Consider the following 26770-nt stretch of genomic DNA (forward strand, 5'->3'; position numbering starts at 1 on the left):
GATGGCCAGTCGCTCACAGCGCAGTGACGGGAGTGTGCGGGCCTTCAAGGCGGGAAGTCCCGTTGTGATCATCGACAACGAAAGGCGGCGCAATAAACATGGACAACCTGTGCGGGCTTGATGGAGGTTCGTCTGTCGCTCCCAAGGCGCCCTCCGCCGGAACGGAAGCGTTTTTCAGCGTCCGGGATTTCACCGTGGCCGCTCATCAGGCTGTCGAGCGGCTCGCCGATATGCTGTCCAATGACAAGGTAGAAGGTGTCCGACTGCAAAGGCCTTCCGATCTGATGGCCAAAGCCCGCAGCCTGATGACAGCGGCCGATTTGGGGCGTTTCGAACCGCGCCGCTTCGCTGACATCCTCGAGCTTTACCTGGAAACTGGCATCAAGGTGAACTCCCGCGGATATATGGGACGGCAGTTCAGCTCGGTCATGCCGGTCACCGCCATCTTCGAAATGGTTTCCGCCATGGCGCCGCAGCCGGCCTCCTACTACGAGGCCGGCCAGCTCGCCAATATCGTCGACCGGCTTATCGAAGAGGCGTTCGGTCGCCTTATCGGATGGCCGCAGGGCAGCTTTGAGATGGTGACGACATCCGGGGCGTCACTGGCGAACCTGACCGCCGTGCTAGTCGCCCGCAACCGTCATTTTTCGGGAAGCTGGAAGGGAGGCCTTGTAGGCGACGGCTCAAGGCGCCCCGCCATCGCTATTGGTGAGGATGCCCATTTCTCCGTCGCCCGCATTGCCGGCATCATCGGCATCGGCCAGGATCAGGTGATCAGGCTGCAGCTGAACGAGCGCCGGCAGATCTGCCCAAGACGGGCCGTGGCGACTCTGGACGCGGCGGCAGCCCAAAGACTGGACATCTTCTGTTTGATCGCCTCGGCCGGGACAACCGCAATCGGCGCTAACGACCCGTTGCCAGAACTTGCCGCCTTGGCGAAGCGGCACGGGGCTTGGCTACATGTCGATGCTGCACACAATGGCGCTTTTCTGGTTTCCGACGAATTGCGACCGCGCCTTGCGGGCCTGGAGCTCGCGGATTCTTTCTGCCTGGACGCTCATAAGACCCTGTTCGTCCCGGCCCTTTGCACCTTGCTGTTTTACCGCGAGAAGGGGCTGGCAGAGACCGCCTTCCCTCAGAAAGACAGCTATGTATTCGACCCGTTCGAAGACGAGATGGCAGCCGTGCAGAGCGGCGTAAAGAATTTCGAATGCACGAAGCGCCCGGCGATACTCAACCTGTGGCTAGCGTGGTCGCTTTATGGTCGTCGCGCCTTCGCGGATAAGCTGGAGCAACTGGTGACGATGACCGGGGCGGCGCACGATTACTTCGCCGATCAGCCGGACTTTTTCGTGCCGTACCGACCGGAATCCAATATCCTCTGTTTCATGCATCAACCACCTGGCGTGAGCGGCGGTCGACTCTCCGGTCTACAGCTGGAGTTGCGCGACCGCGTGCGGGCGGGCGGGCGTTATCTGCTGTCCAAGGTCGATCTGGACGGGTGGACGATGCTCCGCATTGTTCTCATGAATCATCGGATCGGCTTGGCTGACATCGCGGGCATGGCGGCCGAGATCCGACGCCACACGCGCGACATCCTTCAACACAACCCCACTCCGGGCGGGCAAGAGCGGCCCCTTGGGCTTCAGTCTGCGGAATGACTATGCACCACCTCGCCTTTTCGCCACGGGACTTCGCCGGCTGGCTGCTGCCGGACACGCTGTTGTATCCGAGCACTGTGGATGAGGTGCTGGCTTTGCCCTCTTTCCTGGCCACCCTCCTTTACGCGCAATCCCATGTCGGCTGTCGGATCGATGAAATGTGCCTGGAAACCCAGGCCGTAATCGTCGAGCGCAGGCTATCGCAGCTCGTCTCCATCGCACGCACCAATCCACTCTGGCGACAGCGCATAGACAGTGCTGTAGGCGTCGGTCAGGTGGACAGTTTCGAGCAGTTCCAGGCGCTGCCGCTTACCGACAAGGACGTCTTCCGCCAGATGTTCACGGAAACGCGGCCGGGTATGGTCGTGCCCATTGAGCGCTGCGGCTTCGAGATCGTTGCCAGCGGCGGCACCAGCTCCGGGAAGCCATCGGAAACGGTCTATCCGCTTGAGGAGCTGCAGGAGACCTACGGCTGGGCGGGAGACTTCATTGGCCGACACATTATGTCGCACCATCTTATCGGCGGCGGCGCCAAATGGGTGGCCACGACGCTTGCCGATTATCAGATGTGGAGCAGCGGCACCATGGTGGGCGGCGTGCTTCAGAAGATTCCGGGCGTCAACTACATCGGCGCCGGCCCGATGAGCCGTGAAGTCTTCCAGCTGATGATGTCCTATCCGGGGCCGAAGGCGATCATGGGCATTACACAGAGCATAGCGCTGCTGGCAAGATTTGCCGACGGCCTATCGCGCCAGGCGCGGGACAGCTTCCGGGTCGCCCTCTACGGTAGTGGTGTGCTGACTCCCAAGGTGCAGGCAGATCTAAGGGAGGCCTATCCAAACCTGATCGTACTCAGTTACTTCGCGGCCACCCAGGCGGAAACCATCGGCCTGCAGCTCGACCCTGAAAGCCCCATCCTGACGGCGGTACCCGGCCTCCACCTAGTGGAGGTGGTCAGGTCGGACGGACAAGGGGCGAAGATAGGGGAGGAAGGCGAATTGGTCGTCACGCGCCTGTTCGGTAATGCTGCCCCCGTGCTTCGCTACAAGATAGGCGACCGGGTCATCCGCCGCCCGGACCTGCGGTCGCCCGGTCTGAATGCCATGCAATTTGAGTATGTTGGCCGCAGTGGCGATTTCATGCATATCGGCGACACGCAATATTCGGCGCCGCAGGCCTTGGCGGCTATCATTGCCGAATTCCGTCAGCAACATGTGCTGGAGATCGATAGCGTCGCAACCGACACACAGTTCCAGATCGATCGCGCGAACCGGCAGTTGCACTTAGTGATAGGCTCGCCTGAAGCCGCCTCCCTCTCGGCGGAGGTCGCCGGGCGCCTGGGGCCGGAAGGCTCCTCGCCGTTGATCATCGCCGGCTTGATCCGGTCCCTGTCCGTCTTCAACGCGCTAGAGGCGAACGAAGCGAGTCTGCGGAGCTCCGGCTACAGCTTTGCCATCCGGCTTGTAGATCCAAGAGGGGCGGATTTGGTCCGCACGGTAGTCGGCAAGGTGCCTCTCGTCGTCGACCGCGTTTGATACCCGCAATTAGGACCGCCGGCGGCGAGAAAGGGAAATGATGACACCACTCAACATCCGAGTTTTTGTCGATGTCGTGGCCTTGATGCTTGGCAATACGGCCGACGGCAACGTCTTCATGTTCGACGATAGCCTCTGGGGCGGACAAGACTCCGGCACCGCTAAGCTGGTCAGCCCGGTTTGGCCCGGGCAACTGGTCCGCTGGAGCCTGACGCCGCTCGATGTCCAGACCATGGCTTGGCTGACCGGCGTGTCGTTCGACGGGAAGGCGCCACCCGCAGCGCGCGCCCCGATCCCCTGGACCCTGCACTGGCAGGGATACGCCCCGTGTTGGCTGACTCCGGGCTCGCGCCATTCCTACCGGCTGACGCTCGCCACGCGCAGCCTGACCGGGCGCACCATCAGCATCGCAGGTCCGTCCCTCGTATTCATGCCTCCGCCGGCAGGTCGGCCGATTCCGCCTCGACCCTCGCCTGTCGGGGCGACTGCACAAACCGCTCCAATGGGAGGATGATAGAATGCAGATTTCGATTGTCACCATTATCGATATCGAGACTGCCCTCAAGCAGGGCACTCTCGATGGAAATGCCTATGTCATCGACAATACGGGCTCATTCGCCTCGCGGACGGACCCCCGCGTCACGAATGTTCCCGGCGTTTATAATGCCGACGGTTCGCAGGCGATGGAGGCCGTCCTGAACTGGATCACCCTCGGCGTCGCCCAACTGCCAACGACGCTGCCCCGCAGCTATCCCCACCGCTTCAACACTGCGAACACCGCACAACGGCTGCTGGGCGTCCTCCGTACGGCCCACACGCCGGAGTCCATCTCCAAGGTGCTGGCCGATCCGGAAGGCGGCATTCGCATTCCGAAACCCCTGCGGGTTCGCGACCGCGGTGCCGTCCAGACCTACGACGCCGCCCTGCTCAACGCGGCCGGCGAGATGCTGGAGCCTGACGATTCCGCCGCGGCGGCCAGTGTGCCCCCGGTTGTCACCCGCATCAGCGGATCGGCGGTGGAGCACGGTGTTCTGTATCCGGCCCTCTACGGCTCGCCCGATCCGCTGACGGATGGCTGGTACTGGAGCGCGACCATCGATACGGCCAAGGTCGGCCGCCACGAATATTCGATCGAGGTGGCGCTCTACCACCCCGTTCAGGAGAACGGTGATCTCGTCTGGGAGCCGCGGGTCTTTACTCTGGCGTGCGGCATTCAGGTTGGCACCGCCCCGAGCATCAACGGCTTTACTGGCAGCTGCGCGCCCGGCCTGCTGCCGATCCTGCCCTCCGAGCCGACGAGCACTGCGGGAGGTGCGATATGAAAGCGATCAGCGTTCGAATGGTGGTGGATGTCCTCGCCGCGCTGGAGACCGACACGCTGGCTGGCTCTCTCTATATGATCGATAACAACCGTCTCGGCGGCTCGCGCAACCAGGCAACCGCCGCGCTCGCGACCGCGGTGGCACCCGGAGACCGGATCATCTGGACGTTGGTGCCGATCGAATGCGAGACGCATGCCGCGGTGCGGGCGATCGAACTGCCGGCGGAAATCTGCGAGGTTCGGCGCGAAACCTATCCCGGCTCAGATATCAGCTTCTGGGTCGGTTCGGTGAAGCAGCCGGTCGGCAACCTACCGTACGTCCTGACGTTGGAACTCGGCAGCCGGACGCGGACGCTCCACAATGGTACCGACGCACGCCTCATCGAGGCGGCTCTCCAAACTTCCCCCGACGCAACCCGAACCGGGAGTTCATGATGCAACCGGTCAGTCTAGCATCTCACCAGCCCCCCAGCATGCCCACTCTGGCCTCCACCCAGTTGAACATCATCACCGTCATAGATGTTGCAGGCACCCTACGGACCGGCAGCGTCACCGGCAACGCCGGGCTGATGGACAATGGCAGTGACAGTACCGGCAAAGGCACGAACACCTTGCGCACAGTCTGCCGCCAGGGCCATGTATTGAACTGGCTGGTTTATTGTACCGACATGGAAAAGCGTCCGGACGGCAGCTGGCCTCTCTTCGCGCGCATTGTAAACATCGTTTTTGTGCTGCCCGATGGCATGGCGCGGTACCGCAAGGTATGCGAGGATCTCAAGGTCTACGGCGGCCCGGACAAGATCCGTAGTCCGTGGACGCCGTCCTACTATTACTGGGCCGGGTCAGTCGTGCCCGATCTGGAGCCGGGTCTGTATCCCTATCGCCTCGTGCTCGAATGCGACACGACCGATCGAAACCGTAAATCCTATTTCAATTTGGACGGACCGTCCCTGGAGGTGATTCCGCTGGATGGCAGACGCGTAACCAGACATGAGAGGGGCCCGCATGGATAAGAAGCGGCGGAGTTGTCGCGCGGACAGACCGGCGATCCAGTTTCCCGATACACCAGGGTGCCCTCGGTCGTATCGCCCTGCAGGCACGCGCTCGAGCCTTTCGCTCTTGACGCTGCTGACGATCGCAAACGGGAAGATCATCGAGAAACGCGCTCACTTCGACCGTAAGGAATTCATCGGCAGCTTTTCGGCGAATCCTGGTCGGCTGCCAGTCCAACAAACGCAACCACCTGATGAAGGGAGATGCCATGAGCCACCGCGCCATCATCGTCGTCGACATCCAAAACGAATACTTCCCGTGTGGCAAATTGCCCCTGGTTGGCATCGAGCTGGCAGCCGCCAATGCGGCCAAGGTGATTCAGGACGCCCGCGCAAGGGCCGATACAGTCATCCACTTTCGGCACGAGATGCAAGACCCACAAGCTCCCATCTTCACGCCAAGCACCGAAGGCGTGGAGATCAGTCCCATCGTCCAGCCACTGGATGGTGAGGCCGTCATCCTCAAGCACCATCCCAACGCCTTTCGCGACACCGATCTGAAGCAGCGGCTCGACGCCAAGGGCATTAAGGAAGTCGTGATTGTTGGCGCGATGAGCCACATGTGCATCGACGCGACCAGCCGGGCCGCCGTCGATCACGGCTACACAACCACTATCGTCCACGATGCGTGCGCCACGCGCGATCTCGAATTCCGCGGCATGGCAGTGCCCGCTGTACAGGTTCATGCGGCCTTCATGGCGGCACTTGGCTTTGCCTATGGCACCGTCACGACGACCAGTGACTACCTTAAAGGATGATACCGTGGGCGCTGGCCTGCTGGCGCGATCATGCACAGCTAGGACAGGCGACTTCATTTCGCGCTGAGCAAGTTGGCCCCCGGCGGCTCAGGCGGCGACCGAACTCGCGAACGCACAGACCGCTCTCGAAAGGCTCGGCCAGGCATTGCGAGGAAGGTCGGCGAATACGACATGTGGCAGGAGATCGACAAGCAGATCTGGGTCATCGAGCAGCTATTCGCCGAGACCGTCGATCAGACCGATGATTTCACTGCTGCATGGCCGGACCGTTATAGCCGGCGGCGGCGAGGACGGCGTTGGTGGCATCGCCGTCGCGGTCCCAGAGATAATTGCGGCCCATTCGATGCTAAGGAGGCTGCGCAACGTACCCAGCTCTCGTTGATTGCTGAGTGTGGTCTTCTGATGGAGGTCCAAGTGCTAGAAATCGTTACTGAACTTATGTGGATTTCTAGGCGGCCCGTTCGTGCCGCCGGCGAGATTACTATGAGCTTCATCAATCGGTACGGCACCGAATACGATCGGCCAATCACCAACCGGTGGATAGGGAGCATCCTGCGCAACAAGCTAAATCTTCAAACATACAAATCCCACGGGGTGTATGGCGTTCCGCTGAACGAGAAGGAGAAAGTGGAGCTTCTGTGCGAACGTTACGGCGTGAATGCCTCTGCCGATTACGTAATGATGCATACAGATGGGGACTTCGGGGACGTAGCAGATACGCCATAGGGTGGCGGTGATTACGGCATGATCGACAAGTAGCGACTCTCGGCACGCCCGCGCGAGCTCCCCACGTCCCCTTGTCCCGCTCCACCCTCCTTTCATCGAAACGCTGGCACTATTGTCAAAGCCAAAATGGGGTACGGCGTTCTATTTCGGTGACAAGTCGGCACTTTTTCGTGTCTCGAACTGAGGCGTTCTCAGGTGAATAATTGCGTGTGTGCCTGTCATAAGGCCCACCACGCTATGAACTACGACCTCAAATCATACATTCGACCTCTTCGCCGCCGCTTTGGATTTACGCAAAAGGAGATTGCTTTTCTTATCGGCGTCAAGTGCCGAACTGCGATTTCACGCCTTGAGGGCGCGAAGCGCAAACCGAGCCTTGAGGCTGCATTTATATTCGCGTTGCTGTTTGACACAACTCCGTCGGAGCTGTTTCCAGGGCTTATGTCGGAGCTCCATGAGGTCACTGTTCGGCGCGCAAATGATTTGTATGAGGAGCTTCAAGGAAACCCATCTAACACGACGCAATTCAAGTTGGACTTCCTAGAGAGATTACTAGAACGAGCTGAAAAGCGCACGTTTCGTGCCGTATGAGGCGCGCCGCTCGACATGCGCTGGCTCTTTCAATCTACTTAAACACGCGCGGTTTCGCATTCGTCGTGTTCGAAGGCCACTTCTCACCGTTCGATTGGGGAATACGCGAGATGCGCGGGCCTCGAAAACGCAAAGGATGTCTCACGCGCATCACACAAATTCTCGATCGATATGCTCCTGATGTCCTTGTTATCCAGGACACGACCGCGCAAGGCACGCAACGAGCGCGGTGGATCACCACTCTCAATGCCTCGATCCAGGTGCTCGCGAAAGACCGCGACGTTCCAGTTTTCGCATATTCGCGCGATCAGGTGCGAAGCGCATTCGAGCGCTACGAATGCCCGAACAAGCGTAGCCTGGCCGAGCTGATTGCGAAGCACATTCCCGCGTTCGAGCGGTACGTCCCGCCGCCTCGCAAACCGTGGATGAGCGAGGACCGAAGAATGGGCCTCTTCGATGCAGCGGCGCTCGCGCTCGTCTTCTTTCAGTCTATCGACAAATAGGCCGGGTAGTCGAGGAGCCTGGAGACAAATTGGTCCTGTTGTACGACTTTCCCAACATTCACGTTCAGGCTACCGTGATACGGCTGTTTGTCTGCAGCGTTCCACGGGAGGATAGAATGCAGAAAGCTGTTTGGATTACTGCAGTCACATTGCTTGCGCTTACGGTCGGGACAGCAGATGGGGCGACGGCGGCATGTTCGGCAAGGAAAATAACCTGCGCCGCTTGGTGTGCGAAATATCGCCCTGGAGCACAGGACTGTTTCGTCGGCCCGAATAGCTGCGAGACAAAACCGGGCGGAAGGGCTGCCTGCGTTGGAGACATATGCAACGCGCAAAACGATTCATGCGGGCGACTTCAAGAACAAGAAATCAAGAGGAAACAACAAAGACTCTAAGAGGTGGCGAAAGTCGTTCCCGCAGGTCTCGCTAGCCCGGCTCGACCGGGGCAAAGAAACGTCGTGCGCACCGACACCGCTCATGCTGCTAACCGTTGAACGCGCCGCGGCTCCTGTTGGGAGTACCTCCGAATAGATCCCCGGCCTTGACTGGGAGGGGGTTTGACGACGCCCACGAGTACGCCAACGCTGCATTTTGCGTGGTAGTGCGCCGTTACTTTTCGTTTCTTACCGCTTGCCACCCAGACGAAAGGAGCGTCAGATTGAGACAGGCGCAATTGCGCGCCGGAAGCTGCCCACAAAACGGCGACGCACCGAAGTCTCTCGTTACCTCAACTGGCAGCATCGATGCCATCGGCAGGCACGGCGGAAAACGTCGCTGTTGCGAGCAGCGGCCAAGATACACGCGTCACAATGAATTGCCGGCACGACAGAGCGGACAGCTCGCGGGCGAACATCGCAATGAACTTGTGAGCCCTGGCGCACCACTAGGGCGAGGAACGCTACGTTCAGGAGAAAGCGCCCGTGACTACATTCCAAGTCAATGGTGGGTGGCGCACTGACTCCGTCACGGTGCCCCGCAAAAAGGGCTGCTCCCGAACCCACGCAATCGCATTCTTACGTCACAAGACGGAACTCTCGCGATATTAACTTTCGTTCGTGAGCTTAGCCCGGCATGCGCATTGGGGAGCATCCTCGCTGTCGCATTGCCTGTCGCATCCAGCAATAGCGCGCAGTCGTGCAACACACGATTGGCATAGGAGAAGACGCCATGACGACTCAAATTGTTTCGCGAGGACAAGTAGTGAACGGAACGATCGTCGGTGGATCCGATATTGTCACGGAACAGGACGTTTATGGAATCGCCTCAAGCACAATAATCTACCTTGGTGGACAGCAATTCGTATATTCCGGCGGCATCGCTCTGGACACAATCGTCGACCGTGGTGTCCAGCTGGTAGAAAGTGGGGGAGTCGCGACCAGCACTATAGTCACTGATTTCGGATCTCAGTTTGTGCTCTTGGGCGGCACAGCTAATGGCGCGATGATCGATGGCGCTCGGCAGTATGTCGACGGCGGTTTGGCCAATGCCACGACAATCAATAACGGTGGTGTTAGTAGCGTAATCGACGGGTTCGTCAATGGTGCCATCGTAAACGAAGGGGCTCTGCTCTACATAGATGAGTTTGACCCGCACTTTTCGAGCTTCGGTTCTCCAGTGCCTGTTGGCGGGTCACTACAAGGCGTGATCGTGCTCAATAATGGTACTCTCGAATTGGGCGGTGGAGGCCAATTCCTGTTCAACAATGGTTTTCTCACTGATCCAGCTGGCCTGCAATCCACCCTTCAAGGAACGGGTACGTTGCATATCGGCGATGGCGGTGGTGCCCCTGCAACGCCCATACTCGTGATTAACGGAACTGCCGGTCTGGAGAACTTCTCGGTCGTAGTTGGCAATAACGGCGCCGAGATTGTTTCCTCCGGCGTCACGGTCAGCAACACGAAGCTTAATGGCGGCGATCAATTTGTTTATGGAACGTCGATTGCCAGCGAAGTCAACGTAGGTACGCAGACGGTCTATGGTACGGCTGTTAACAGCGTCATTAACGATCCGCTCGGTAGTCAGTATGTTCTATCCGGCGGCACAGCCATTGGCACCAGCATCAATTCCGCATTTCAGGAAATCCGTTCCGGCGGTGCGGCGTTCACAACTACGATCAATGCGGGAGGCTACCAGTACGTGTATGGCTCCGCGAACGACACAATCGTGAGCGCCGATAGCTCGCAATACGTGTACGGCGGGTTTGCCTACCACTCGATCCTGAACGGCGGCTCGGAATTTGTCGCTTTCGATGGGACTGCAGTCGGAACGATTATAAACAGCGGTGGAATTCTGACGATCAACAATGCTGGGCACGCTGCAAACGTAACGATTGATCGCGGCGCTAGTGCGCACGTTGCACTCGACGGCACAATTGCGGGCGTGAACGTAAGTGGCGGCATCCTCGATCTGTCAGACGGCGCAGTTGCCAGCGGAACTCTCGCATTTTCCGCCACCGGGGGATTGATAGAAATCCACGGCACGCATATGCCCAGCGCTGTGATTCAGGGATTTAAGCCTGGAGACCTGATCGATCTTACGTCAGTTCCAGTATCTAGCCACGAGATGATCATTCTCAAGTCGGGCAATGTCTTGGAAGTCACTGAAGGCCAGACGAGATATGATCTCCAACTCTCACCGACTGACAATTTCAAGGACGTTTCCTTTCAGCTCACTTCAGACGGGCACGGCGGGACCGACATCATTCCTGTAACACTACAGCACGGACCTCCAGCATCTTCCGCACACATACTTGGGCTCGATACAAACCAGGACATCAATCTCGAGCAGGCACTCGCAATAAAAGCCGCAGGATATCAATTCGTATCGCAGTACATCGGAGATCACACGGGCGCACTTACGACGGCTAAAGTCGCTAACTTCGAAGCAGCTGGCCTTCAGATCGTGACTATTTATGAAAACAAGAACATGGCAGATACGGATTCCAACACTCTGAAATATACAAAGATATGGGAGTCCTACTTCAGCACCAATGCCGCTGCGGACGGGCATACCATTGCCTACGACAACGGCCTCAAAGACGCCGCCCGCGCATTTGAACTCGCGCACAATTTGGGACAACCTGCCGGCTCGGCAGTTTATTTTGGCATCGATCTTGATCCGGGCAGTGCAAAGAGCGGCATAAGTGAGGCCCAAGCTCTCGCCGGAATAGAGCAGTATTTTGAAGGGATTGCTGCCCTTAGTAGCACGCTGGCTCCGGCTGAACGATACGCAATCGGAGTATATGGCGCCGGTGACACACTAAGCAGGATCACCAGTCCGCCTGGTGAAGAGGCTCTTGCGCAGTATACCTGGCTTGCGGGCGCGGCCCGCGATTGGGCAGGAACTAAGGACTGGATTAAAAATGGGGGTTGGTCCCTGGATCAATTCAGTACTCAAAAAAGCCCACAGAACTCAATCGACAATGTAGATTTCGACCGAGACTATGCTTCAAGTTCCTCTTTCGGCGCGTGGGGCTCGCATCCGGCAACAAGCGGGATTTCGTCAATAGCCACCGGCGCAGTTGATTACGCCTCCGCCGAGATGTTCAATTTTCAGCACAACGGTGCGCAACTCGACAACGGCAGCTGGCATTTGATCTAATCAACCATTTGGAAAGAACAGATTGCTTGTGCAAATCTAAGGAGCGATCGTCAGCATCCCCGTTTCTTGATGGTCGACATCGGCAATCGCATCTATCAAGTATGTCCCGGGAGTGAGGCCATTTAGCAAGTCATCAGTTGTTGGGACTACCGACTCTGTTAGCCGTATGGACCAATGGCCGTTGGTCACGGGAATGTTGTCGGCCGTTCCGATTTCTGCCCATCCCGAAAACTTTGCGCTGGGCGCTCGGACAATTATGCTGACTAAGTTTACGCCGGAGGCGGTCCCGGAAACTGTTGGTTCGGACGATGTCGAAAGGAGTGTAGCTTGGTCGATTGCGATTGATGGTTCGGCACGCGGCTGCTGCGCAATCGGAGGCTGATCAAGACGGTCGTTTGTTGGCCGCCTCTCAAGCTGTGCCATAGTCGATTGTTGTTTGGCGCTCCGAATGCCAAGAATTAGCACCAACATCAAAACAACGATCGCCGCAGTGGTGAGCAATTTTGTCATCCTGCAATTCTAACATAGATCCAGGTTGTCCTTGGTGAAGCAATCGTCTTGATGCGATTGAGGCGAAAACGCCCGCAAACTGCGGGCTTTTCTAGTGTTTGCACGACGGCCAAAAGTCCTGCTTTCCCCTTTCGCGGCTGTCGGGGCTTCTTCAGTGCCGCGCTCTCTTCAGCGATTTGGTCTTTTAGGCTTTTAAGTTCGGTGTCGATCGCCGTTTTCTGTGCAAGCAGCTCCGTTATACGCTTCAGTCTATCCATCGATTACTCCGAGGTCTAAAGGCTGTTTAGCGCGCAGCCACGGACGCGAAACGCATCCAGGCTCTAGTTTTTCACCGGCCGGCGTTGTGGGGCTCGTTCACACTTTCTTTCATTATTACGTGCTGCATTTTGTGCCTGTGTTGCTGTCGCTCCCAATCGCTTATATTTGCTTTGACAGAATTACAGAGCTTGCTCAGAAACGGCTTGCAATCAGAATCACGAAATTCGTAATTCTAATTGCAGTGCTATTTATGGTTGTATTCGTTTCTTGTTGGTCGAGCAGTACCTTGATGCGCTGTAGTCTCTCCATTCACCGCTCTGCTAGGTTTAGATGACCGTGCACTTGTGTCCTCGGCCTCTTCGCTGCCCATCCAGGCCTCCGGCCGCAGCAGGAAGCGTAGTGCACTCACAGAGTACCTAGATCAGCCGCACGGCGCGATCGGCTCCGTCTTTCCAGATGTGACTGAGGGGATCGCTCGATCGCAGCTCTCCACCTGAGGCGAAGAAGAACAGCGATGGTCCAAGGCTACGCTGTACTTCCAACCGTCGCAGTGTTTCGACCATCAATCGTGTACGGTGTTGGTCGGTCGTGACGACAAGGACGCGGAATGTCTTCCAACCGAACTGATTTGTATGCCGTCCCTCAGCATGCGCATGGAGGTACCCGAGCATCTTACGTCCAAAGCTTGATTGTGTGGCGTCAGCACGATTCACCGGCATGGTGCCACGATCGATCTCTACCATGAAGCAACGGCGAGAGCCGTCCGGAAATTGGAGACCGAACACAAGATCCGGTACGACGCCAACATCGTGCGCGCGCTCGGCTTGCGAGATCCTGGCTCGCAATGCGAACGGGTTTCGCATTCTTCGAGTGGGTTCAGGCGCGCTCGCGATAACCTCCTCAGGGTGGATAAGCCGGAGGTCGCTGCGGCCGCGCATAGATCGCTCCAGGGCAACGTGAAAATCCACGATCTCCAGTTGATGTTCAATGAATGGCCGGCCCGCTTCTCGATTGTTTCGGGTCCGATCCATGTTTGCACAGTCCACCCCGCGTTCGGAGAGAAGGTGTGCCCCGAGCACCCCGAGTGCGTACACCATCGGCGCCGATCCTGCCGTGGGGTAATAGTCGAGCTGCGCCCGCGGCCTATCGACATATCCGGCGTGAAACAGCCGACACAGTCGGTCATTCGTGCGATCAAGTGAGCGGCCAACGAGCGCCGCAATGTGGGTGGATCTCAAGAAGCGATAGCGCAGCAACTGCCGCAGGATCAGCACATCACCTTCCGTGACTCGAAACGGCACCGGTTCTGCCGAGCGCCGAAAGCGAGGCCGACGGTTCGTCGCCGACGTTGATGTCGCATCCATAAGAGAGGACTGTACCAGATGCGACCTCGCAGGCGTACGATCAGAGCCGAGCGACCAATAAAAAGTGAACAATAGCTACAGTTCGTCATCCATGCGTGTAGCGGCACATAGCACAGCACGCGCTGTGACGTGCATCCATGCAAGCAGTGACGACCGATCGTCGATCGGCTATTTGTTCACGGAAGGAGGTGATGCAAATGGACTTGGACGGCAAGATCGCACGGGTCAAAGATCTGATCGACAAGCGCGAAGAATTAGACGCCGAACTCAATGAGCTATTGGGCGGCACGGCTCGCGAGCGACGCATTCCGAAGTGCTCGATCTGTAACGAGCCAGGACACCGCGCAAGCACGTGTCCTTCAAAGGCAGCCGACGCAACGTAACGACTTCAGGCCCGCTTCGGCGGGCTTCCTTTTGATTTGCTATGATCGCCAATCATCGCCGCCAAAATCTGGTGCTGCCGCAGGCCCTGCATCAAGCGGCTTTTCTACCGTTGCACGCCGCGTCCCGGCATCCCTCAAAGCAGCTGCCGGTGCCGCTGGCTCGACCGAATAGCGTTCTCGGGTGCTTTGACGAACGGCAGCATGCTCAGCCGGCGTCATGCGCGGCATCGCATTCATGTCAGTCTCCGGCACGCCGACCGATAGCGCGGCATCTGTCATGCCGCGGATGTATGCCGCAAACTGATACGATGGCTGATTGAGGATGAACTCTGGGGTCGTTCGCATGTCGCGGGCAAGCGCATGAGCAGCCGCGTCACTGATTTTGGAAGCGAATTTAATTGCGGTCGCGCCATACAGTGCATCAAGGACATGCGGTTGCATTTGCTGCAATCGTTGATGCGCGAGGACTAAGCCGACGTTGAGCTTACGTGCCTGATCAAGAATGACCGGTATCTTGGGATCGCGCTTGATGAAATCCTGGCACTCGTCGATGTAGACGAAACACGGAAGACGCTGCTCCTTGGGAAGAAGCTGACGCTTGTGCGCGGCGAGCAAGATCATTGAGATGAAAAAGCGGCCCACAATTTCGACACCTTCTTCTTGAAGGAGGCTCTGTGGGACATTGATGAGGATAACCTTTCCAGCGCCCATTTCGGTGAAAAACTCGAACTTAGATTTCGGCGCCGCGAACATTCTCGAGAGCGTCCGGATGCGCTTGACAGCGAATAGGCGATCAACGACCTGCTCCTTGGTGCGATCAAACTCCTTGCTGTTGAACTTTAGCTCAAAAAACCGCCTCGCATCCGGATCGAGCTTGGACAGATGCTGCTCGAACTGAGTGAGGCCGCGGGGCTGCATCAGGTCAATGAGAGTATCGATCGTAGCCGACGGGATGGTAAGCAGAAGCTCGATCGTGAAATGGAACAATGTATTCTGGCGGCTGGTCATCTCCGCCGACAGCAACGAGCTAAAGATGTAGTCGTACAGCGCGAGCACGGCGTTGCGGAAACCTTCGTGCTCGGCAGGGGAGTAGGACTGCGTCTCTTCGATCCCCACGTCGAAAAGATTGAGAGCGACCGGCCATTCGATGTCTTCGGCATCAATGATGACCAGCTTGCCGTCGAGGCGTTCTCCCGGCGCGAACACCTTTAACCCTTCGATCGCCTTGATGAGGTCGCGGTTGCTTTCCATGACGACAATGGACGCTTGCTCCGCGGCTACAAGCTCGAGGTCGCGCAAAATCTGGTATTGAAGGAGCGTCGACTTTCCGGCGCCTGGCGGCGCAACAATCCATTGGTGCTCAAAGCGGCTCTTTGCAGGAATACTAAAGGGCACCGGGCAAAGAAAGAGGTCGACGAAGGGAGTGCATTTCAGATATGTCTCGACTAGCTCGATCGGCGGGAGCTCGGAGTCGGCTGCGTAGATCATCGGCCTTCGATGTTTCTCATCTTCTGGAGAAACCCCCGAGGCCTCGCACAGATTGGCGTACAATCGCTCGTACAACGCCGCAAACAGGCCAGCCTCCACGTGCCCCTGCTTGCAGATCGTGCCGATGATCCTGTCCACGACTTGATGCGGATTGCGCAGCAGACAGATGAGTGGAACCGTGAGCGGCGCAGCATCCGCACTCTCGGACAATTCAGGCAAGCTGGAAATAAAGCCCCAACCAACATTGCGCAGAGCCGTAATGAGCAGATCGCCTACGCGCTCGTCGTTCGCGAGAAAGTGTTGCTTCGCACGGAGAAAGCGACGCAGGTCCACGTGCTCCTTGATGGACAGCGTCGCGGCGTTGAGGTCCATGTCGGGCCAGGAGAAGATTGTCGTTTCTAGGGCCAGGATCTCTTCTTGGCACCGATCCAACGCCTTCATAACCGTAGTTGGCGCCGGCCGTTCAATAATCTCCCCGACCTGCTCTGCAACGTGCGCATTCACGCGTGCGATCGAATCTTCTTGCGCCCACATTGATCCGCAATGCGCCGCGCGTACTTGGTCATATAGGGTAATAGTGTCCGACAGCTCACGTGCCCGCTCGTCCGTGAAGCGACGCAGGAACGGGGTGAAAGGAGAAGGGCGTTCGTATTTTGGGAGCTTAGAACTCAACGACCTCCTCCCGCCCGTCGAAGGTCTGCGCCGTTTCGAGATAGGCCTTGAGGCTCTTACACGCGTTGAGAATGGCCGCCTCGGCGCCAAGCAGTTCGTCGAGATCTTTGCATTCAATGTGTTGTCCGGCCGTCAGGCCGTCGACGGTGACGCGCAGCGAAAGCGTCATCATGGCGGCGCTTGCAATGCCACGGGCGTTTTTCCACAGCGAGCGTCCAATTGTGCTGCTGGCGCCTTCATCGAAATGGCCGTAGGCGGCCTCGCCATGTTTCTTGCGGGCCTCGCTGTCGAATACGACGAGTTTTCCAAGGCCGTATTTGCTTACCAATCCCTTTTCATCGGGCGTGAGCTCGGTGCGTGCATCGAGAGCAAAGATGACCTTGCCGCTCAGCATGCCGCCCGTGCGTTGTGAGCGCTTGAGCTTTAGTTGCATGGAGTAACCCTCCTCTGCAAAGAAATGAGTATGCACGTTCGACATGCGAAAGACCAGAAGTTCCCGCGATGGGCGCTGATGCGCCGCATCAATCAGGCGAGCACGTTTGGCCGCGCGCCCTGGTCTGGCGCGCGTCAGGTGGTGTCTGCCCGATCTGCTCGAGGACGAGCGCTCGGACGGTACGCGCGACAGCGCGAAGCGGACGCCGGGCTATTGCAACTACACGGCGGTACCTCGGAGCAACCGGAACGGCGCTCGATCGTACGGCTTAGCTGGCCGTCCTCGTGCCGCACGCCAACCTATCCGAGGTGCGGACTTGCTCGTTCGCAATTGCAAAGATTTCGAAATTCAAAACTCACGGAAAATGAAGAGGATAGAAATCGAGATCCTGAAAATAGAATTGAACATCAAACGTCGACTGGTCCAGTCACTCACAGCGAACAACATTCAAGGCCGCATAGTCTTATCGGTGTCAGCAAATCTAAGGTTGTTTTCTCCTTTCATCTGGTGCCTTGAAATGAGTCTATATACTCCATCTACTCTGGTGTCTTAAGACGGCGCACCAGTGATCGCGTCCGCCTGCTGGGTTTAGGCGGCGCGGGCGTCGCCACTACGTGCCGCTAGGCACGCAAGTCGCGCGCAGAAGTCCGGTTTGTCGACGAGACATGCTGCCCCAGGCTTGCGCATACCATCCGCTGACCCCGCCTTACCTTAAAGGCGGAGCGTACGGCGGGGCATAAGGTCGACGTCGACAGGAAGCCTCGAAGAAGGAAGGGCTGGCTTTGGAGGGCCAGCCCCGCTCCTACTTTGTTGGAGCGTCGGCAGGTTTGGCTGTTGCGCGAGCTTCAAGCCACTCGATGATCTCGTGCAGCCACCACACGGGCGGGCTGTTTCTGTGGCGGCCGAGTTTGAAAAACCGCGGCGCCTCTCCACTCGAACACATCCTGAACCAATGCGTGCGGCTGTAGGGGATTCCAAGTGCCTTAAGTCCACGCCAGTTGACCACTTCCTTGCCAGTCATCGCTTAGCTCCATTGGGTTGGAGCCGTCGCGACGGCTGTTAAGTCAGCCGACGTGCATTTATAGCAGATCTCAGTACGCGGTCCCTGTGCCAATAAACGTCATAGTACCTGTCGTATTGCGTCACGAACTCACGAACTTGCCCGACGATCGTCCTCCCGGTTCAAGCCCGACATTGCGGCACTTTCTGAAACGTTACCGATGACATTCGAAGTGAAAGAGGCCGCCCACTAGAGCGGCTTCACAACCATAGTTAGTAGCGACTGAGTTCGCGTTCTCCGGATTTGCTGGACGCTGTTCCTGTCCCGTTTGGGCCATTGACGCAGGACGCGCCACGCGATTGATTTGGTCGGTCAATTTCGGTGGCCATGACAGTCTCAGAGAAAATAGTTCGCGCCGTTCGCGGGCAGCCAGGTTTAACTGAACGTCAACTCGCCGATCGGCTCTTCGGAGAGAACGCAACGATACAGCGCGTCAATCCAACGTGCCGAAAGCTGGTCGCACAAGGCTTGCTCTTGCGTCATGGCAAGGGGTGGCGCGCTGATCAATTCCGTTATCACCCGGCGAAGCCGTCTCGATAAGCCGCCTCGCCGCTTGCAACGTGTCCACCCAGAAGGTTGCGCCTCACATAGCGCCATTTCCTGTCACCGCTCCGCAACATGCGGGATGTTCCGCCTGCTGGAACAACAGTTTAGACTCCACTTCTCAACATCTTTGCGGCAGCTTCGATCTTAACCGGGGCTGGAGTATTATCATTGCACTGACAGGCAATTTTCCCGGACGGGCCGCAGTGCGCAGTGCATTGCGGCCTTTTTCATTAGGGGTAAAGTTCTTGCGCGAAACACCAGTGCTTTTGATCATCGATGCAGTAGCAGTCGGTGCTGTCGTGATCGGGACAATTTTCGTCCTCGTCGACCATCTAGGCCGCCGATCTAAAAAGCGCCTCCGACATTGAGCGATTCTTGGAGTGGTGATGCCTACGCTTGCGATCATCGATCGCATGCTCTTTCTTCGCCGCACCGGCAACGAACTTCTAGCATCGCACTAACGACGCGGCTAAAGGACGCTTTGGGCGCGCCAAGGAAGATTGATGATCGTCTGTTTTTCATGCCCCGGCTGCGACGCGGTTTATTCTGCGGTTCAAGAGCGGAGCGCCGCTCCGGTGATCAGCTCAGGCCTCTTTAGCTGCCTAAGTTGCGAGAAGCCCGTCCATCATTGGACCGGAATCTATTGTTTCACGGACTGGAAACGCGTGGGAGACTCCGGGAAGGGGAAATCCGGCTGAACTCGCTTCGATATAATGGTTTGGGTGCACCCGAGGTCACAGCGCTTGCCCGTGGATCCTCTAAGGAATGAAGATAGAACCAGGGAAGTGAACAGCGGATCCCTCATGACCTAGCCGCGCCCAAGCGCGAGTGGCCAGTCTTGATTCGACCAGGCAGAGCAGGGAAATTGTGTTCAATTCGGAAACAAAGCCACAACCTGGGAGTTGCAGTCCGAGGCAGCGCATCTTACCAACGGGCAGCACATGGATTCCGGGAAAAGGCGGCGTCTTGCATCGATCAATTTGAGGAACCACCTGAGCGCAAGCCAGAGATGGGCCGCTGGCTTGAAAGCTTTTTGAAGCGCCTGCACGATCTCCTAGAGAGCATGGCTGGTAAGAAGTAGGCCGCCCTCACTGGGCGCACCTCGCGATATGCGACCGCGAGAGTCTAATAACACTGTCATATGCGGCTATTAGCCCGAGAATGTCGTTGCGCTTTGGAAACCGCGCCATGGCGACTTCAGCCCCGCTCGCGGTTCAAGCGGTGCATTTTAATGGCCCCCCTCAGTTAGCGGCCCTTTCATTCTGGTTGTCGTGCTCAATCTCTCTTTTTGCGAAGGGCGAGCGGCTGAGCTCCATTTGGTGGGAGCCGTCGCGATGGTGCATCAGCTCAGTCGCCGAAGTACTTGACCGCATCGCCTGCCGATCCTCTTTGTGAACCGATGGATGGTCGGCAAATTGGAACTGCTCGACCATCTTGAGCAGGGCAAGCTCGACCGCCGCCGGGGTCCGCATGCGCGTCAGCGCCTGGCAGCTCCAAGTAACACTACCACCATATACCTCCGGGAAGGGAAAGGAAGGAGGGTGCTCTCGATAGTCTTCAGCAATGCATGAAGCGGACCGTGCGCCCTTGCGGAGCATTGGCGCGCGCCACAAGAAGCCATTCGCTGTGGGACGCGCCACAACGCCGGCCTCTGCAAATCGCCTTCCGGCCAGTGGTTTGTCGGCATGGCATTCCTCCGACGAAAATCACCCATGGAACAACTCGAAGCCGAACTGGCCTCGCTGCGCGCGCGCCGAGACCTTGATTAGCCGCCACGCGGCTGCTGACGCGGCGTTCCTGGAGGCGACCCCAGGCTCCAGCGCCATCACCTCAAGCCCATCACGATGTCGAAGGCTCGCGCGACGTCGGAAGTGGCAGTCGCCACCTGCTCGTTGACGCGTGACGGTTATGCCGACGCGCTCGCGGAGGTGCAGACGAAGATCGCACTTTCCGAACAGACGCTCGTAGCCGAGCGGCCCGCTGTCGAACGCAAGGCGGCGAGCCGTCGCAAGTGCCGTCGAGTGCAGCCCGCTGTCGAACGCAAGGCGGCGAGCCGTCGCAAGTGCCGTCGAGTGCAGCCGACGGATCTGTCTTAGCTCGCCGATTGGCCGACCATTCGTTTCAGATGCGCTTCAAGCTTTTGCAGTGCAGCGCGCTTCTCCGGTAGGTAATCGTACCTGTCGTAAATCTCGTCGAGGTCGGTTTTGCCCCCGCCTGTCACGTGGTTGAGCATGATCTCTGCGATCTCACGTGTTGTTCCGAGGCGCGCGAGCATGGATCGGAAGTTCGCCGAAGATCGCGCACTTGCCATCCGGTCACACCTGATCGCTTGTCGATCTCCTTTTTCAGCTTTCCCCACGACCCGTCGTTGAAATGAGTACCCTTGATGTGACCGGGGAAGTAATAGTCGGTATTCTTGTCTCGCCAATTGTCGCCGATCTTTTCTTGTCGATCGAGGATCGCACGCGCCATCGGCAGGATCGGGATTGCGTGCGCGCCCCCGTTCTTGGTGAATTCTCCGGGGATGGTGACCACGCGGCCTTCACGCCAGGCTCGTTCCAGCCGTCCTATTTCTCCGTTCCGACATCCCCACAAAATGATGAGCCGGATCATGTCGCCGAAGAAGCCGGCGCACGCGTGCCACACCTTCTTGAGCTCGGCGTCGTGATGCCGTAGGGAACCGAGACGTTGCGGATCACACTGAAGACGCTCGCCAGCGCATGGTTGCGATTCTCGTCCTTCGGAATCGCGTTGACATAAAATTCCGCGCGGGCGAAGCGATCGGAGGAGCGGTTCGTGCCGGGCAGGAACACGGTACCGCCGATCTGCTCCCAATAGGCGTTGAGCGCGAGTTGCTTGTCGAAGATCGGCGAGTTGGTCATCACCTGGTACTTGCGGTTGTGATGGATGACCTGCTTGCCTCTGATGTATTCGACGATGGCGCTGTCGCCGCTCGCATCTGAGATCGCCAGATGCAGGCTCGCAAGCCGCTTCTCGTCCTGCGACACGTCGTCGGTCACGATGATGAACGGCTCCCTCTCCAAGTCGGCCACGGCCTCCTCCACAGTCGCGAAGTTGTCGAGCACATATTGCGCCCAGGCCGCGATCGTGAGGCCCCGCCTGCTCGGGTTGAACTTTGGATATTCCGACTCCGCCAGCCACAGCACGTTGGCGACGAGGCCAGCCTCGTTCAGCCCGTCAGTGGTGCAGTCATAGGCTGACGCGATCACGCTGCCGTATTTCGAGGTCCACGCCAGCGAGTTAGGCCCGACCTCGCCGTTGCGTGCCATGCCGCGCGGGAAGATCCAGAGATTGGTCTTCAGATCGCTCTTCCAGTCCATCGTCCGCGCCGTGATCACTTGGTCATGGACGCCGAGATAGACGAGACGCGTGCAGGCCGGTGCAATCGACGGCGCGATAGCGCGATAGCAAGAAGCGCGGCAAGGCCAGCGGACAGGACGAAATTTCTCTGCGGCATGGCATGTTACTCCCTCGATTAGGATGTGAGCGATCGGCGATGGTGCCCCGAACCACGCAAGGGCCGTGCCGAATCGAAAATGGGAGGTTCTGCAGGCACTTCGTATCGGGTGTGTAGGTCAAGTTGTCGACATTGGTCTGAAAGCTGACAATCGGCGCCGATAACCGACCCCGGCTCGTCTCGGCGGGCGGCATCGTCAACTTAATCGACCGCCGAGCCGAAGGAGGCGCTTTTCAAAGGTTCGAGATTCGGCGATAGCGCTTGTCGTGGAGATCTCGCCCAAGTCGCAAAGGCTCGCTCGCGCGAAGCACGACGGAAGTCGGCAGTGACGGCTTCGGGATAGGGGATGTGGAAAAGGTTCGCGACCTGATCGTGAACTGCCAGAAACCATTGAGCCCGACGGGACGATTTGAAACGCTTCATGATCCGCTCCTGTCGCCGCGTCGGCTGATGAGAATTCTCGGCCCGATTGTTGAGAGCTTTGTGCTAGCGATGTTCGACGTGAAAGCCCATCTTCGCCCTCGCAGCGCCGTAGGAACGGTGCTTGTCCGTGATCATCACGCGCGGCGGCGTGCCGGCGATTTCATGAGCCGCTGCGCAGCGCGCGAGTCTTTTCGGCGCTGGATCAAGACGTCGAGAACGAAGCCATTCTGGTCAACAGCGCGCCAGAGCCAATGTTGTTCGCCCGCGATCGAGATAACGACTTCGTCCAGATGCTATTTGTCACCGCGAGCGAGTGCGCGCTCGGGTATCCGATCGGAAAACGCCCTGCGGAATTTCCGTACCCACTGGCGCACGGTTCATAGGTCACGCCAATGCCACGCGCCGCCAGCATTTCCTCGACCATGCGCAAGCTTAAGAAAAACCGGAAATACAACCAAACGGCATAGCTGATCACTTCCGGTGGGAAGCGATGGCGGCGATAAAGAGGGTCCCGGGCGGTCGGCATGCCTGCTGTCTACCCCCTCGGCCGCTCCAATTCGTTAACTTGACGGTGCCGCCTAACCTGCGGCGACAAGCCGAACTGTACATCCGGGCCGCGCTAGGTTTGCATGCCCGATGGAAATGATATCTGTACTTTGCGCCGTCATCGGAACCAAGGCCGATTAGCACGCCAATTGCTGGAATATGCTGAGGAAGAACACCACGATCGCCGAGAGGATATCAATGTCAAACCCTAATTGGTTCTCTTGGTTGAGTTTTCCGTTTTTCGCGCCACTCAGCGGGTCGGTGGTGCAGGACATCGCACCGAATTTTCACCGGCAAGTCGATAATGACGTAAGCGCTGAGATTGGCTTAGCTGAACAGCTGGTCATTCTTTCCAATGCCGTTAAAGAGCTTAGGGCGATGCTCGTAGGCATTGAGGAAACACGACCAGGCGCGAAGCTCAAGATCGCATCCGAGAATGTAACAACAGCAATGGGGCAGCTCACAGGGATGGAAGCAAAAGTAAACGAGATCAAACAGCGTCATAGCCAGGCCGCCGATCTGGAAGCTGAGCGCGCGCTAGATCGCCTGAAGGAGGTAAATCCCGAGGGATATGAGACGTTCATTCGTAAGCGCGAGAACCGCGCGAGCACTGGCGGAGATGCCGGAAAGTCGAACGGCGGATCAGCCCAATAGGGCAAACGATAAGCCCATGCTGCACGGCAGGCGCAAGTTCTTTGATCTCGCGCCGCTCAGCAAGGCGTCGATCGCGGCCGAGGCGGTCAAGCGCGTCGATGTTCTGTTCGCCATTGAGCGCGAGATCAACGGTCTTACCGCGCAGGAGCGTTTGCGTGTGCGCCAGGAGCGTAGCCGCCCCCTGATGGTCGAGCTGGAGGCGTGGTTGCGCGAGCAGCGCGCCAAGCTCTCCAGGAACAACGACACGACCAAGGCGATCAATTACTGCCTCAGCCGCTGGGATGCATTTAACCGCTTCCTTGATGACGGACGGCTTTGCATGTCGAACAATGCTGCTGAGCGTGAGCTACGGGCGGTCGCCGTGGGACGAAAAAATTGGACCTTCGCCGGGTCCGATGAGGGCGGCCGGCGTGCGGCTGCCATCTACAGCCTCATCGCCACCGCAAAGCTCATCCGAGCTAACTACCCCGAAGCGTAGCGAGGATGATCGCCGCTTTCGACCGGAACGGCGCGCGCCAGCGACGTGGTCACGCAGTTCGAACTGCGCGAGGCGCGCGGCGAGGAAGCATTGCCGTGACACGGTTTTAGTGCCGCGCGACGATTCCTTGAGGTCCACCGGCGTACCTCCGGAGGAAGATCACCCTTATCGGAGAACAACCGCGTGCTGAGGCGGATGTCGCGCGAGCCCCGGCTTCTGGTAGGACGGGAAATTCTCCGTCTGGCCGATGATCATGGCCTTGCTGCGCGCCAAGCTATCGAAGCCACCCCCGCCGCCCGCACGCGGTCGGGGCGGGTTCGAGCCGGGGACGCCGACGCAAACCGGCGCCTTGCAAGCCGGCGCCGATTTACGCGCCTCACTGACCAGGCGGTCGAAACGCCGGTCAATGTTTTGGGCGCCGAGGATCGGCGGGCGAATGGCGTCAAGACGAGAAGAGACGTCGCAGGCCGGCGAGACGGTCTGCGCTTCTTCTTCGCACCGACAGAACCACCAGGGCCGAGCTCTCGAGCGTGCGCCGTCGCGGCGCCGTGCCGGTACCTCATTGAGAAGACGACATTCGGCTCGTGCTGCCACGGCAAGGCGAGCTGACGATCTGCTCGAAGGTGACCGCGCGATCGCGAATTGAGGATGATTTCGAACGTCGTCGTATCCGAACACGCGCTACCTATCAGCCGATCATAATACCGCGCTCGCCAAGTGTTGCTCGGCAGCGGCTGCGCGTCGGTCGGTATTGAGACAATGTCAGCAACTTGACACCAGCCGCGACGAAGTGCCTGCAAAGCCCGCGAATTCACTTCGGCACGCGACTTGCTCTCTTTACGGCATCATCACCAATCGGAGTGCGTTTGGTCTTCGGGGCGGACTCAACGCCGTCGCTGTTAGCGTCTGATCCGGCCCGACGGTTTGCTGCGCGATAATTTAAAGGCGCTCGGTTGTGAAACGAGATAATGCAGAGAAGTGTTGGATGCGATCTGGAGTTCTTTTTTTGGGAGCCACGACAATTGCGCTCGTCGCAACCGGTGCAGCCAATGCGGCAGACCTTGAGCCAGAAGCGAAACTGCCACCCACGGTGTGGAACTGGTCCGGAGGCTATATTGGCGGCCACGTCGGTGGCGGGTACGGTCGCACCTCCTTCAGCAATCCCTACGGTGTGTCAGTCTATGGCGATGTCGTCGATACCCCAGTGTTCCTTGCAGGTGGCCAGATCGGCTACAATTGGGAGAAGAACGGCGGGGTGTTTGGTGTCGAACTGGATGCCAGCGGTGCTGTCTCCGAGGGCACAAATACCTGCCTCGCCGCCTCCGGCTTTATTGTGAGCGCAAACTGCAAGGCCGGTCCCAATCTCCTTGCGACCGGGACCGGCCGCGTCGGTTACGCGTTTGGCACACTGAGTCACACGCTCGCCTATCTCAAGGGAGGCGTAGCTTGGCAAACCAATCGCGGCGACGTCGTCAACAACTTCGAAGGCCGCGCGCCACAGGAAAACACCCATTTTGACTATGGTCGGGTCGGTGGCATCATTGGGCTAGGCGTCGAGCAAGCGCTTACGCCTGCGTGGTCTGTCAAAGTCGAGTATGACTATCTGCATTTCGGCGGGCCGAGTGTCGCAACGCCTCCAACTCTGCAGGATCCGCCGTTCGCAATTCTTCCGACGAACACAACGAGCCTGTCCAGCAATTATCACCTCGGAAAGATCGGGTTGAACTACCATTTTGGCGCCGACCCTTGGGCGGCGCAATGGCCCGATGCACCGCTGTACGCGAACGCACGCGCTGGCGTGCCGCCGCCGATTGCTCACACGGCCTGTTGGTCGTTTAAAAGCGGATCGCGGCTGGCTCAGCCGGGACGATTCCAATGGGACGCTAGCGCTGAGCCTGATGAAATCCGCCGTGGAGATCCCAGCATTCTTGTATCAAGGCTCACTTATCACGGACCGGACGGGCTTTCTGGAGAGTTATTTGGTCGTCTTGACAGACCGTGGGGAGTGTTCCTGAAGAGTAACCTTGGCACTGGCCGCTTCAACAAAGGAAACTCGAATGATGAAGACTGGGGCACGCCCTATGTCAACACGAAATCAGGCGAGTCGAACGGGAGGTTCACCTATTATACGGCCGACGCCGGCTACGATTTCCTACGCGGCGCCAACTACAAGGTCGGCGGATTTATCGGCTGGACCTATTACGAACAAGAGCTCCGACTCGACCGGGTGTGTACAGATCGCTAGGCCGAAGGCTACCTGCTTGCCGACGGGTGATCACAGAGTTGTTGGGGAGCCAGAACACTCAATGGAATGCACCTCGTGTCGGCCTAAGCGCCGAAACCATGCTCACCGAGCGTTGGCGTTTGAGCGCGGGCGTCGCTTACCTGCTCTGGACCGATTTCAAAGGGCGTGACAATCATCTCTTGCGCCCGACGACCACCTTCGCTGAACAACGCGGAAACCGTGTTGGCGGCGTCCAGATTGGAGGCGCGTTGTGCTACTTCATTACCAAGAACTACTTCAGCGTCGGCGTCGGCGGGCGCTATTGGGCAATGTGGACCAAAAAGGACAGCATAGCGCCGCTGGACGACGTGGGAATCAATCTCGATGCGGGCCTCGGCAATGAAGCGCGTCAGCCCGTTCCAACGCGACAGCGCATATCGAATGGCCTCCGCGAGTTTGGTCTTCTGGCTGAGCAGACCAAGCTTGGCGCGCAGCCAGGGTTGAGG

General features: G+C 58.3%; 23 protein-coding genes and 4 pseudogenes. 16 read left to right on the forward strand and 11 right to left on the reverse strand.

Annotated elements, in window-relative coordinates; genetic code table 11:
* Positions 1 to 98: 98 nt before the first annotated feature.
* The 11 genes from G6P99_RS44620 to G6P99_RS44665 all read left to right on the forward strand — a co-directional run bounded on the left by G6P99_RS44620 (position 99) and on the right by G6P99_RS44665 (position 11747).
* Positions 99 to 1661, forward strand: coding sequence for a pyridoxal phosphate-dependent decarboxylase family protein (locus tag G6P99_RS44620; protein WP_165126660.1), 1563 nt, complete (start codon positions 99 to 101; stop codon positions 1659 to 1661).
* A gap of 2 nt (positions 1662 to 1663) precedes the next feature.
* Complete coding sequence (locus G6P99_RS44625; protein ID WP_165126663.1) at positions 1664 to 3196, forward strand: hypothetical protein; 1533 nt, start codon at positions 1664 to 1666, stop codon at positions 3194 to 3196.
* A gap of 37 nt (positions 3197 to 3233) precedes the next feature.
* Positions 3234 to 3710 carry a hypothetical protein gene (locus tag G6P99_RS44630; protein ID WP_165126666.1) on the forward strand — a complete coding sequence of 159 codons (477 nt, stop codon included), beginning with the start codon at positions 3234 to 3236 and terminating at the stop codon, positions 3708 to 3710.
* A 4-nt stretch (positions 3711 to 3714) separates the two neighbouring features.
* Positions 3715 to 4518, forward strand: a complete 804-nt coding sequence (locus G6P99_RS44635; protein WP_165126670.1) for a hypothetical protein — start codon at positions 3715 to 3717, stop codon at positions 4516 to 4518.
* Positions 4515 to 4952, forward strand: coding sequence for a hypothetical protein (locus tag G6P99_RS44640; protein WP_165126673.1), 438 nt, complete (start codon positions 4515 to 4517; stop codon positions 4950 to 4952). The genes G6P99_RS44635 and G6P99_RS44640 overlap by 4 nt, the downstream gene beginning before the upstream one ends.
* A gap of 38 nt (positions 4953 to 4990) precedes the next feature.
* Positions 4991 to 5530, forward strand: a complete 540-nt coding sequence (locus G6P99_RS44645; RefSeq protein ID WP_165126676.1) for a hypothetical protein — start codon at positions 4991 to 4993, stop codon at positions 5528 to 5530.
* Positions 5531 to 5778: 248 nt separating this feature from the next.
* Positions 5779 to 6327 (forward strand): cysteine hydrolase family protein, encoded by a 549-nt coding sequence (locus tag G6P99_RS44650; protein ID WP_165126679.1) that lies wholly within the window; start codon positions 5779 to 5781, stop codon positions 6325 to 6327.
* A 171-nt stretch (positions 6328 to 6498) separates the two neighbouring features.
* On the forward strand, positions 6499 to 7053 hold the full coding sequence (locus G6P99_RS44655) for a hypothetical protein (protein WP_165126682.1): 555 nt from the start codon (positions 6499 to 6501) through the stop codon (positions 7051 to 7053).
* 237 nt (positions 7054 to 7290) lie between these two features.
* Positions 7291 to 7644 (forward strand): helix-turn-helix domain-containing protein, encoded by a 354-nt coding sequence (locus tag G6P99_RS47900; protein WP_165126685.1) that lies wholly within the window; start codon positions 7291 to 7293, stop codon positions 7642 to 7644.
* Positions 7641 to 8147 carry a hypothetical protein gene (locus G6P99_RS44660; RefSeq protein WP_165126688.1) on the forward strand — a complete coding sequence of 169 codons (507 nt, stop codon included), beginning with the start codon at positions 7641 to 7643 and terminating at the stop codon, positions 8145 to 8147. Before G6P99_RS47900 ends, G6P99_RS44660 begins: the two co-directional genes overlap by 4 nt.
* A 1167-nt stretch (positions 8148 to 9314) precedes the next feature.
* Positions 9315 to 11747: a glycoside hydrolase domain-containing protein gene (locus tag G6P99_RS44665; RefSeq protein WP_165126691.1), complete on the forward strand. Its 2433-nt coding sequence runs from the start codon at positions 9315 to 9317 to the stop codon at positions 11745 to 11747.
* 36 nt (positions 11748 to 11783) lie between these two features.
* On the opposite strand, the gene G6P99_RS44670 is transcribed toward G6P99_RS44665, so the two are convergent.
* From G6P99_RS44670 to G6P99_RS44680, 3 genes are all read right to left on the reverse strand, one after another.
* On the reverse strand, positions 11784 to 12257 hold the full coding sequence (locus G6P99_RS44670) for a hypothetical protein (RefSeq protein WP_165126694.1): 474 nt from the start codon (positions 12255 to 12257) through the stop codon (positions 11784 to 11786).
* Positions 12254 to 12514: a hypothetical protein gene (locus G6P99_RS44675; protein WP_165126697.1), complete on the reverse strand. Its 261-nt coding sequence runs from the start codon at positions 12512 to 12514 to the stop codon at positions 12254 to 12256. Before G6P99_RS44675 ends, G6P99_RS44670 begins: the two co-directional genes overlap by 4 nt.
* A 417-nt stretch (positions 12515 to 12931) precedes the next feature.
* Positions 12932 to 13789 carry a replication-relaxation family protein gene (locus G6P99_RS44680; RefSeq protein ID WP_165126700.1) on the reverse strand — a complete coding sequence of 286 codons (858 nt, stop codon included), beginning with the start codon at positions 13787 to 13789 and terminating at the stop codon, positions 12932 to 12934.
* Between the two features lie 287 nt (positions 13790 to 14076).
* Between G6P99_RS44680 and G6P99_RS44685 the strand changes: the two genes are divergently transcribed.
* Positions 14077 to 14262 (forward strand): hypothetical protein, encoded by a 186-nt coding sequence (locus G6P99_RS44685; protein ID WP_165126703.1) that lies wholly within the window; start codon positions 14077 to 14079, stop codon positions 14260 to 14262.
* 39 nt (positions 14263 to 14301) lie between these two features.
* Here G6P99_RS44685 and G6P99_RS44690 read toward each other — a convergent pair whose 3' ends face one another.
* The 4 genes from G6P99_RS44690 to G6P99_RS44705 all read right to left on the reverse strand — a co-directional run bounded on the left by G6P99_RS44690 (position 14302) and on the right by G6P99_RS44705 (position 19933).
* On the reverse strand, positions 14302 to 16422 hold the full coding sequence (locus G6P99_RS44690; protein ID WP_165126706.1) for an ATP-binding protein: 2121 nt from the start codon (positions 16420 to 16422) through the stop codon (positions 14302 to 14304).
* Positions 16412 to 16855 (reverse strand): hypothetical protein, encoded by a 444-nt coding sequence (locus tag G6P99_RS44695; RefSeq protein ID WP_165126709.1) that lies wholly within the window; start codon positions 16853 to 16855, stop codon positions 16412 to 16414. Before G6P99_RS44695 ends, G6P99_RS44690 begins: the two co-directional genes overlap by 11 nt.
* An 802-nt stretch (positions 16856 to 17657) precedes the next feature.
* The gene (locus G6P99_RS44700; RefSeq protein WP_165126712.1) at positions 17658 to 17876 is read right to left on the reverse strand and encodes a helix-turn-helix transcriptional regulator; all 219 of its coding nucleotides are present in this window, start codon (positions 17874 to 17876) and stop codon (positions 17658 to 17660) included.
* 1826 nt (positions 17877 to 19702) lie between these two features.
* Entirely contained in the window at positions 19703 to 19933 is a 231-nt protein-coding gene (locus G6P99_RS44705; protein ID WP_165126715.1) for a hypothetical protein, read from the reverse strand.
* Between the two features lie 372 nt (positions 19934 to 20305).
* Between G6P99_RS44705 and G6P99_RS44710 the strand changes: the two genes are divergently transcribed.
* The gene (locus G6P99_RS44710) at positions 20306 to 20557 is read left to right on the forward strand and encodes a hypothetical protein (RefSeq protein ID WP_165126718.1); all 252 of its coding nucleotides are present in this window, start codon (positions 20306 to 20308) and stop codon (positions 20555 to 20557) included.
* A 121-nt stretch (positions 20558 to 20678) separates the two neighbouring features.
* Here G6P99_RS44710 and G6P99_RS44715 read toward each other — a convergent pair whose 3' ends face one another.
* The 3 genes and pseudogenes from G6P99_RS44715 to G6P99_RS44725 form a co-directional block, all read right to left on the reverse strand.
* Positions 20679 to 21074 (reverse strand): hypothetical protein, encoded by a 396-nt coding sequence (locus G6P99_RS44715; RefSeq protein WP_165126721.1) that lies wholly within the window; start codon positions 21072 to 21074, stop codon positions 20679 to 20681.
* A 44-nt stretch (positions 21075 to 21118) separates the two neighbouring features.
* Positions 21119 to 21880, reverse strand: a pseudogene (locus tag G6P99_RS44720) (linear amide C-N hydrolase); the annotation flags it as partial.
* Between the two features lie 260 nt (positions 21881 to 22140).
* A pseudogene (locus tag G6P99_RS44725) lies at positions 22141 to 22888 on the reverse strand (IS6 family transposase).
* A gap of 218 nt (positions 22889 to 23106) precedes the next feature.
* Between G6P99_RS44725 and G6P99_RS44730 the strand changes: the two are divergent.
* From G6P99_RS44730 to G6P99_RS44740, 3 genes and pseudogenes are all read left to right on the forward strand, one after another.
* Entirely contained in the window at positions 23107 to 23562 is a 456-nt protein-coding gene (locus G6P99_RS44730; protein ID WP_165126724.1) for a hypothetical protein, read from the forward strand.
* 22 nt (positions 23563 to 23584) lie between these two features.
* Positions 23585 to 24013: pseudogene (locus G6P99_RS44735) on the forward strand (IS66 family transposase); the annotation flags it as partial.
* 1012 nt (positions 24014 to 25025) lie between these two features.
* Positions 25026 to 26285, forward strand: a complete 1260-nt coding sequence (locus G6P99_RS44740) for an outer membrane protein (RefSeq protein WP_246709423.1) — start codon at positions 25026 to 25028, stop codon at positions 26283 to 26285.
* Positions 26286 to 26620: 335 nt separating this feature from the next.
* On the opposite strand, the pseudogene G6P99_RS44745 reads toward G6P99_RS44740, so the two are convergent.
* A pseudogene (locus G6P99_RS44745) lies at positions 26621 to 26767 on the reverse strand (IS66 family transposase); the annotation flags it as partial.
* Positions 26768 to 26770 lie beyond the last annotated feature (3 nt).

It is taken from the genome of Bradyrhizobium sp. 6(2017) (assembly GCF_011058295.2).
GTDB lineage: Bacteria > Pseudomonadota > Alphaproteobacteria > Rhizobiales > Xanthobacteraceae > Bradyrhizobium > Bradyrhizobium septentrionale.

What these genes read in the sequence shown, in the direction of transcription:
- G6P99_RS44710 (WP_165126718.1), top strand. Translation starts at nt 20,306, where the DNA reads ATGTCGAAGGCTCGCGCGACGTCGGAAGTGGCAGTCGCCACCTGCTCG.
- G6P99_RS44705 (WP_165126715.1), bottom strand. Translation starts at nt 19,933, where the DNA reads ATGCGGACCCCGGCGGCGGTCGAGCTTGCCCTGCTCAAGATGGTCGAG.
- G6P99_RS44660 (WP_165126688.1), top strand. Translation starts at nt 7,641, where the DNA reads ATGAGGCGCGCCGCTCGACATGCGCTGGCTCTTTCAATCTACTTAAAC.
- G6P99_RS44620 (WP_165126660.1), top strand. Translation starts at nt 99, where the DNA reads ATGGACAACCTGTGCGGGCTTGATGGAGGTTCGTCTGTCGCTCCCAAG.
- G6P99_RS44645 (WP_165126676.1), top strand. Translation starts at nt 4,991, where the DNA reads ATGCCCACTCTGGCCTCCACCCAGTTGAACATCATCACCGTCATAGAT.
- G6P99_RS44625 (WP_165126663.1), top strand. Translation starts at nt 1,664, where the DNA reads ATGCACCACCTCGCCTTTTCGCCACGGGACTTCGCCGGCTGGCTGCTG.
- G6P99_RS44665 (WP_165126691.1), top strand. Translation starts at nt 9,315, where the DNA reads ATGACGACTCAAATTGTTTCGCGAGGACAAGTAGTGAACGGAACGATC.
- G6P99_RS44650 (WP_165126679.1), top strand. Translation starts at nt 5,779, where the DNA reads ATGAGCCACCGCGCCATCATCGTCGTCGACATCCAAAACGAATACTTC.
- G6P99_RS44655 (WP_165126682.1), top strand. Translation starts at nt 6,499, where the DNA reads ATGTGGCAGGAGATCGACAAGCAGATCTGGGTCATCGAGCAGCTATTC.
- G6P99_RS44715 (WP_165126721.1), bottom strand. Translation starts at nt 21,074, where the DNA reads ATGATCCGGCTCATCATTTTGTGGGGATGTCGGAACGGAGAAATAGGA.
- G6P99_RS44675 (WP_165126697.1), bottom strand. Translation starts at nt 12,514, where the DNA reads ATGGATAGACTGAAGCGTATAACGGAGCTGCTTGCACAGAAAACGGCG.
- G6P99_RS44630 (WP_165126666.1), top strand. Translation starts at nt 3,234, where the DNA reads ATGATGACACCACTCAACATCCGAGTTTTTGTCGATGTCGTGGCCTTG.
- G6P99_RS44695 (WP_165126709.1), bottom strand. Translation starts at nt 16,855, where the DNA reads ATGCAACTAAAGCTCAAGCGCTCACAACGCACGGGCGGCATGCTGAGC.
- G6P99_RS44670 (WP_165126694.1), bottom strand. Translation starts at nt 12,257, where the DNA reads ATGACAAAATTGCTCACCACTGCGGCGATCGTTGTTTTGATGTTGGTG.
- G6P99_RS44700 (WP_165126712.1), bottom strand. Translation starts at nt 17,876, where the DNA reads ATGACTGGCAAGGAAGTGGTCAACTGGCGTGGACTTAAGGCACTTGGA.
- G6P99_RS44640 (WP_165126673.1), top strand. Translation starts at nt 4,515, where the DNA reads ATGAAAGCGATCAGCGTTCGAATGGTGGTGGATGTCCTCGCCGCGCTG.
- G6P99_RS44635 (WP_165126670.1), top strand. Translation starts at nt 3,715, where the DNA reads ATGCAGATTTCGATTGTCACCATTATCGATATCGAGACTGCCCTCAAG.
- G6P99_RS44730 (WP_165126724.1), top strand. Translation starts at nt 23,107, where the DNA reads ATGTCAAACCCTAATTGGTTCTCTTGGTTGAGTTTTCCGTTTTTCGCG.
- G6P99_RS47900 (WP_165126685.1), top strand. Translation starts at nt 7,291, where the DNA reads ATGAACTACGACCTCAAATCATACATTCGACCTCTTCGCCGCCGCTTT.
- G6P99_RS44740 (WP_246709423.1), top strand. Translation starts at nt 25,026, where the DNA reads ATGCGATCTGGAGTTCTTTTTTTGGGAGCCACGACAATTGCGCTCGTC.
- G6P99_RS44685 (WP_165126703.1), top strand. Translation starts at nt 14,077, where the DNA reads ATGGACTTGGACGGCAAGATCGCACGGGTCAAAGATCTGATCGACAAG.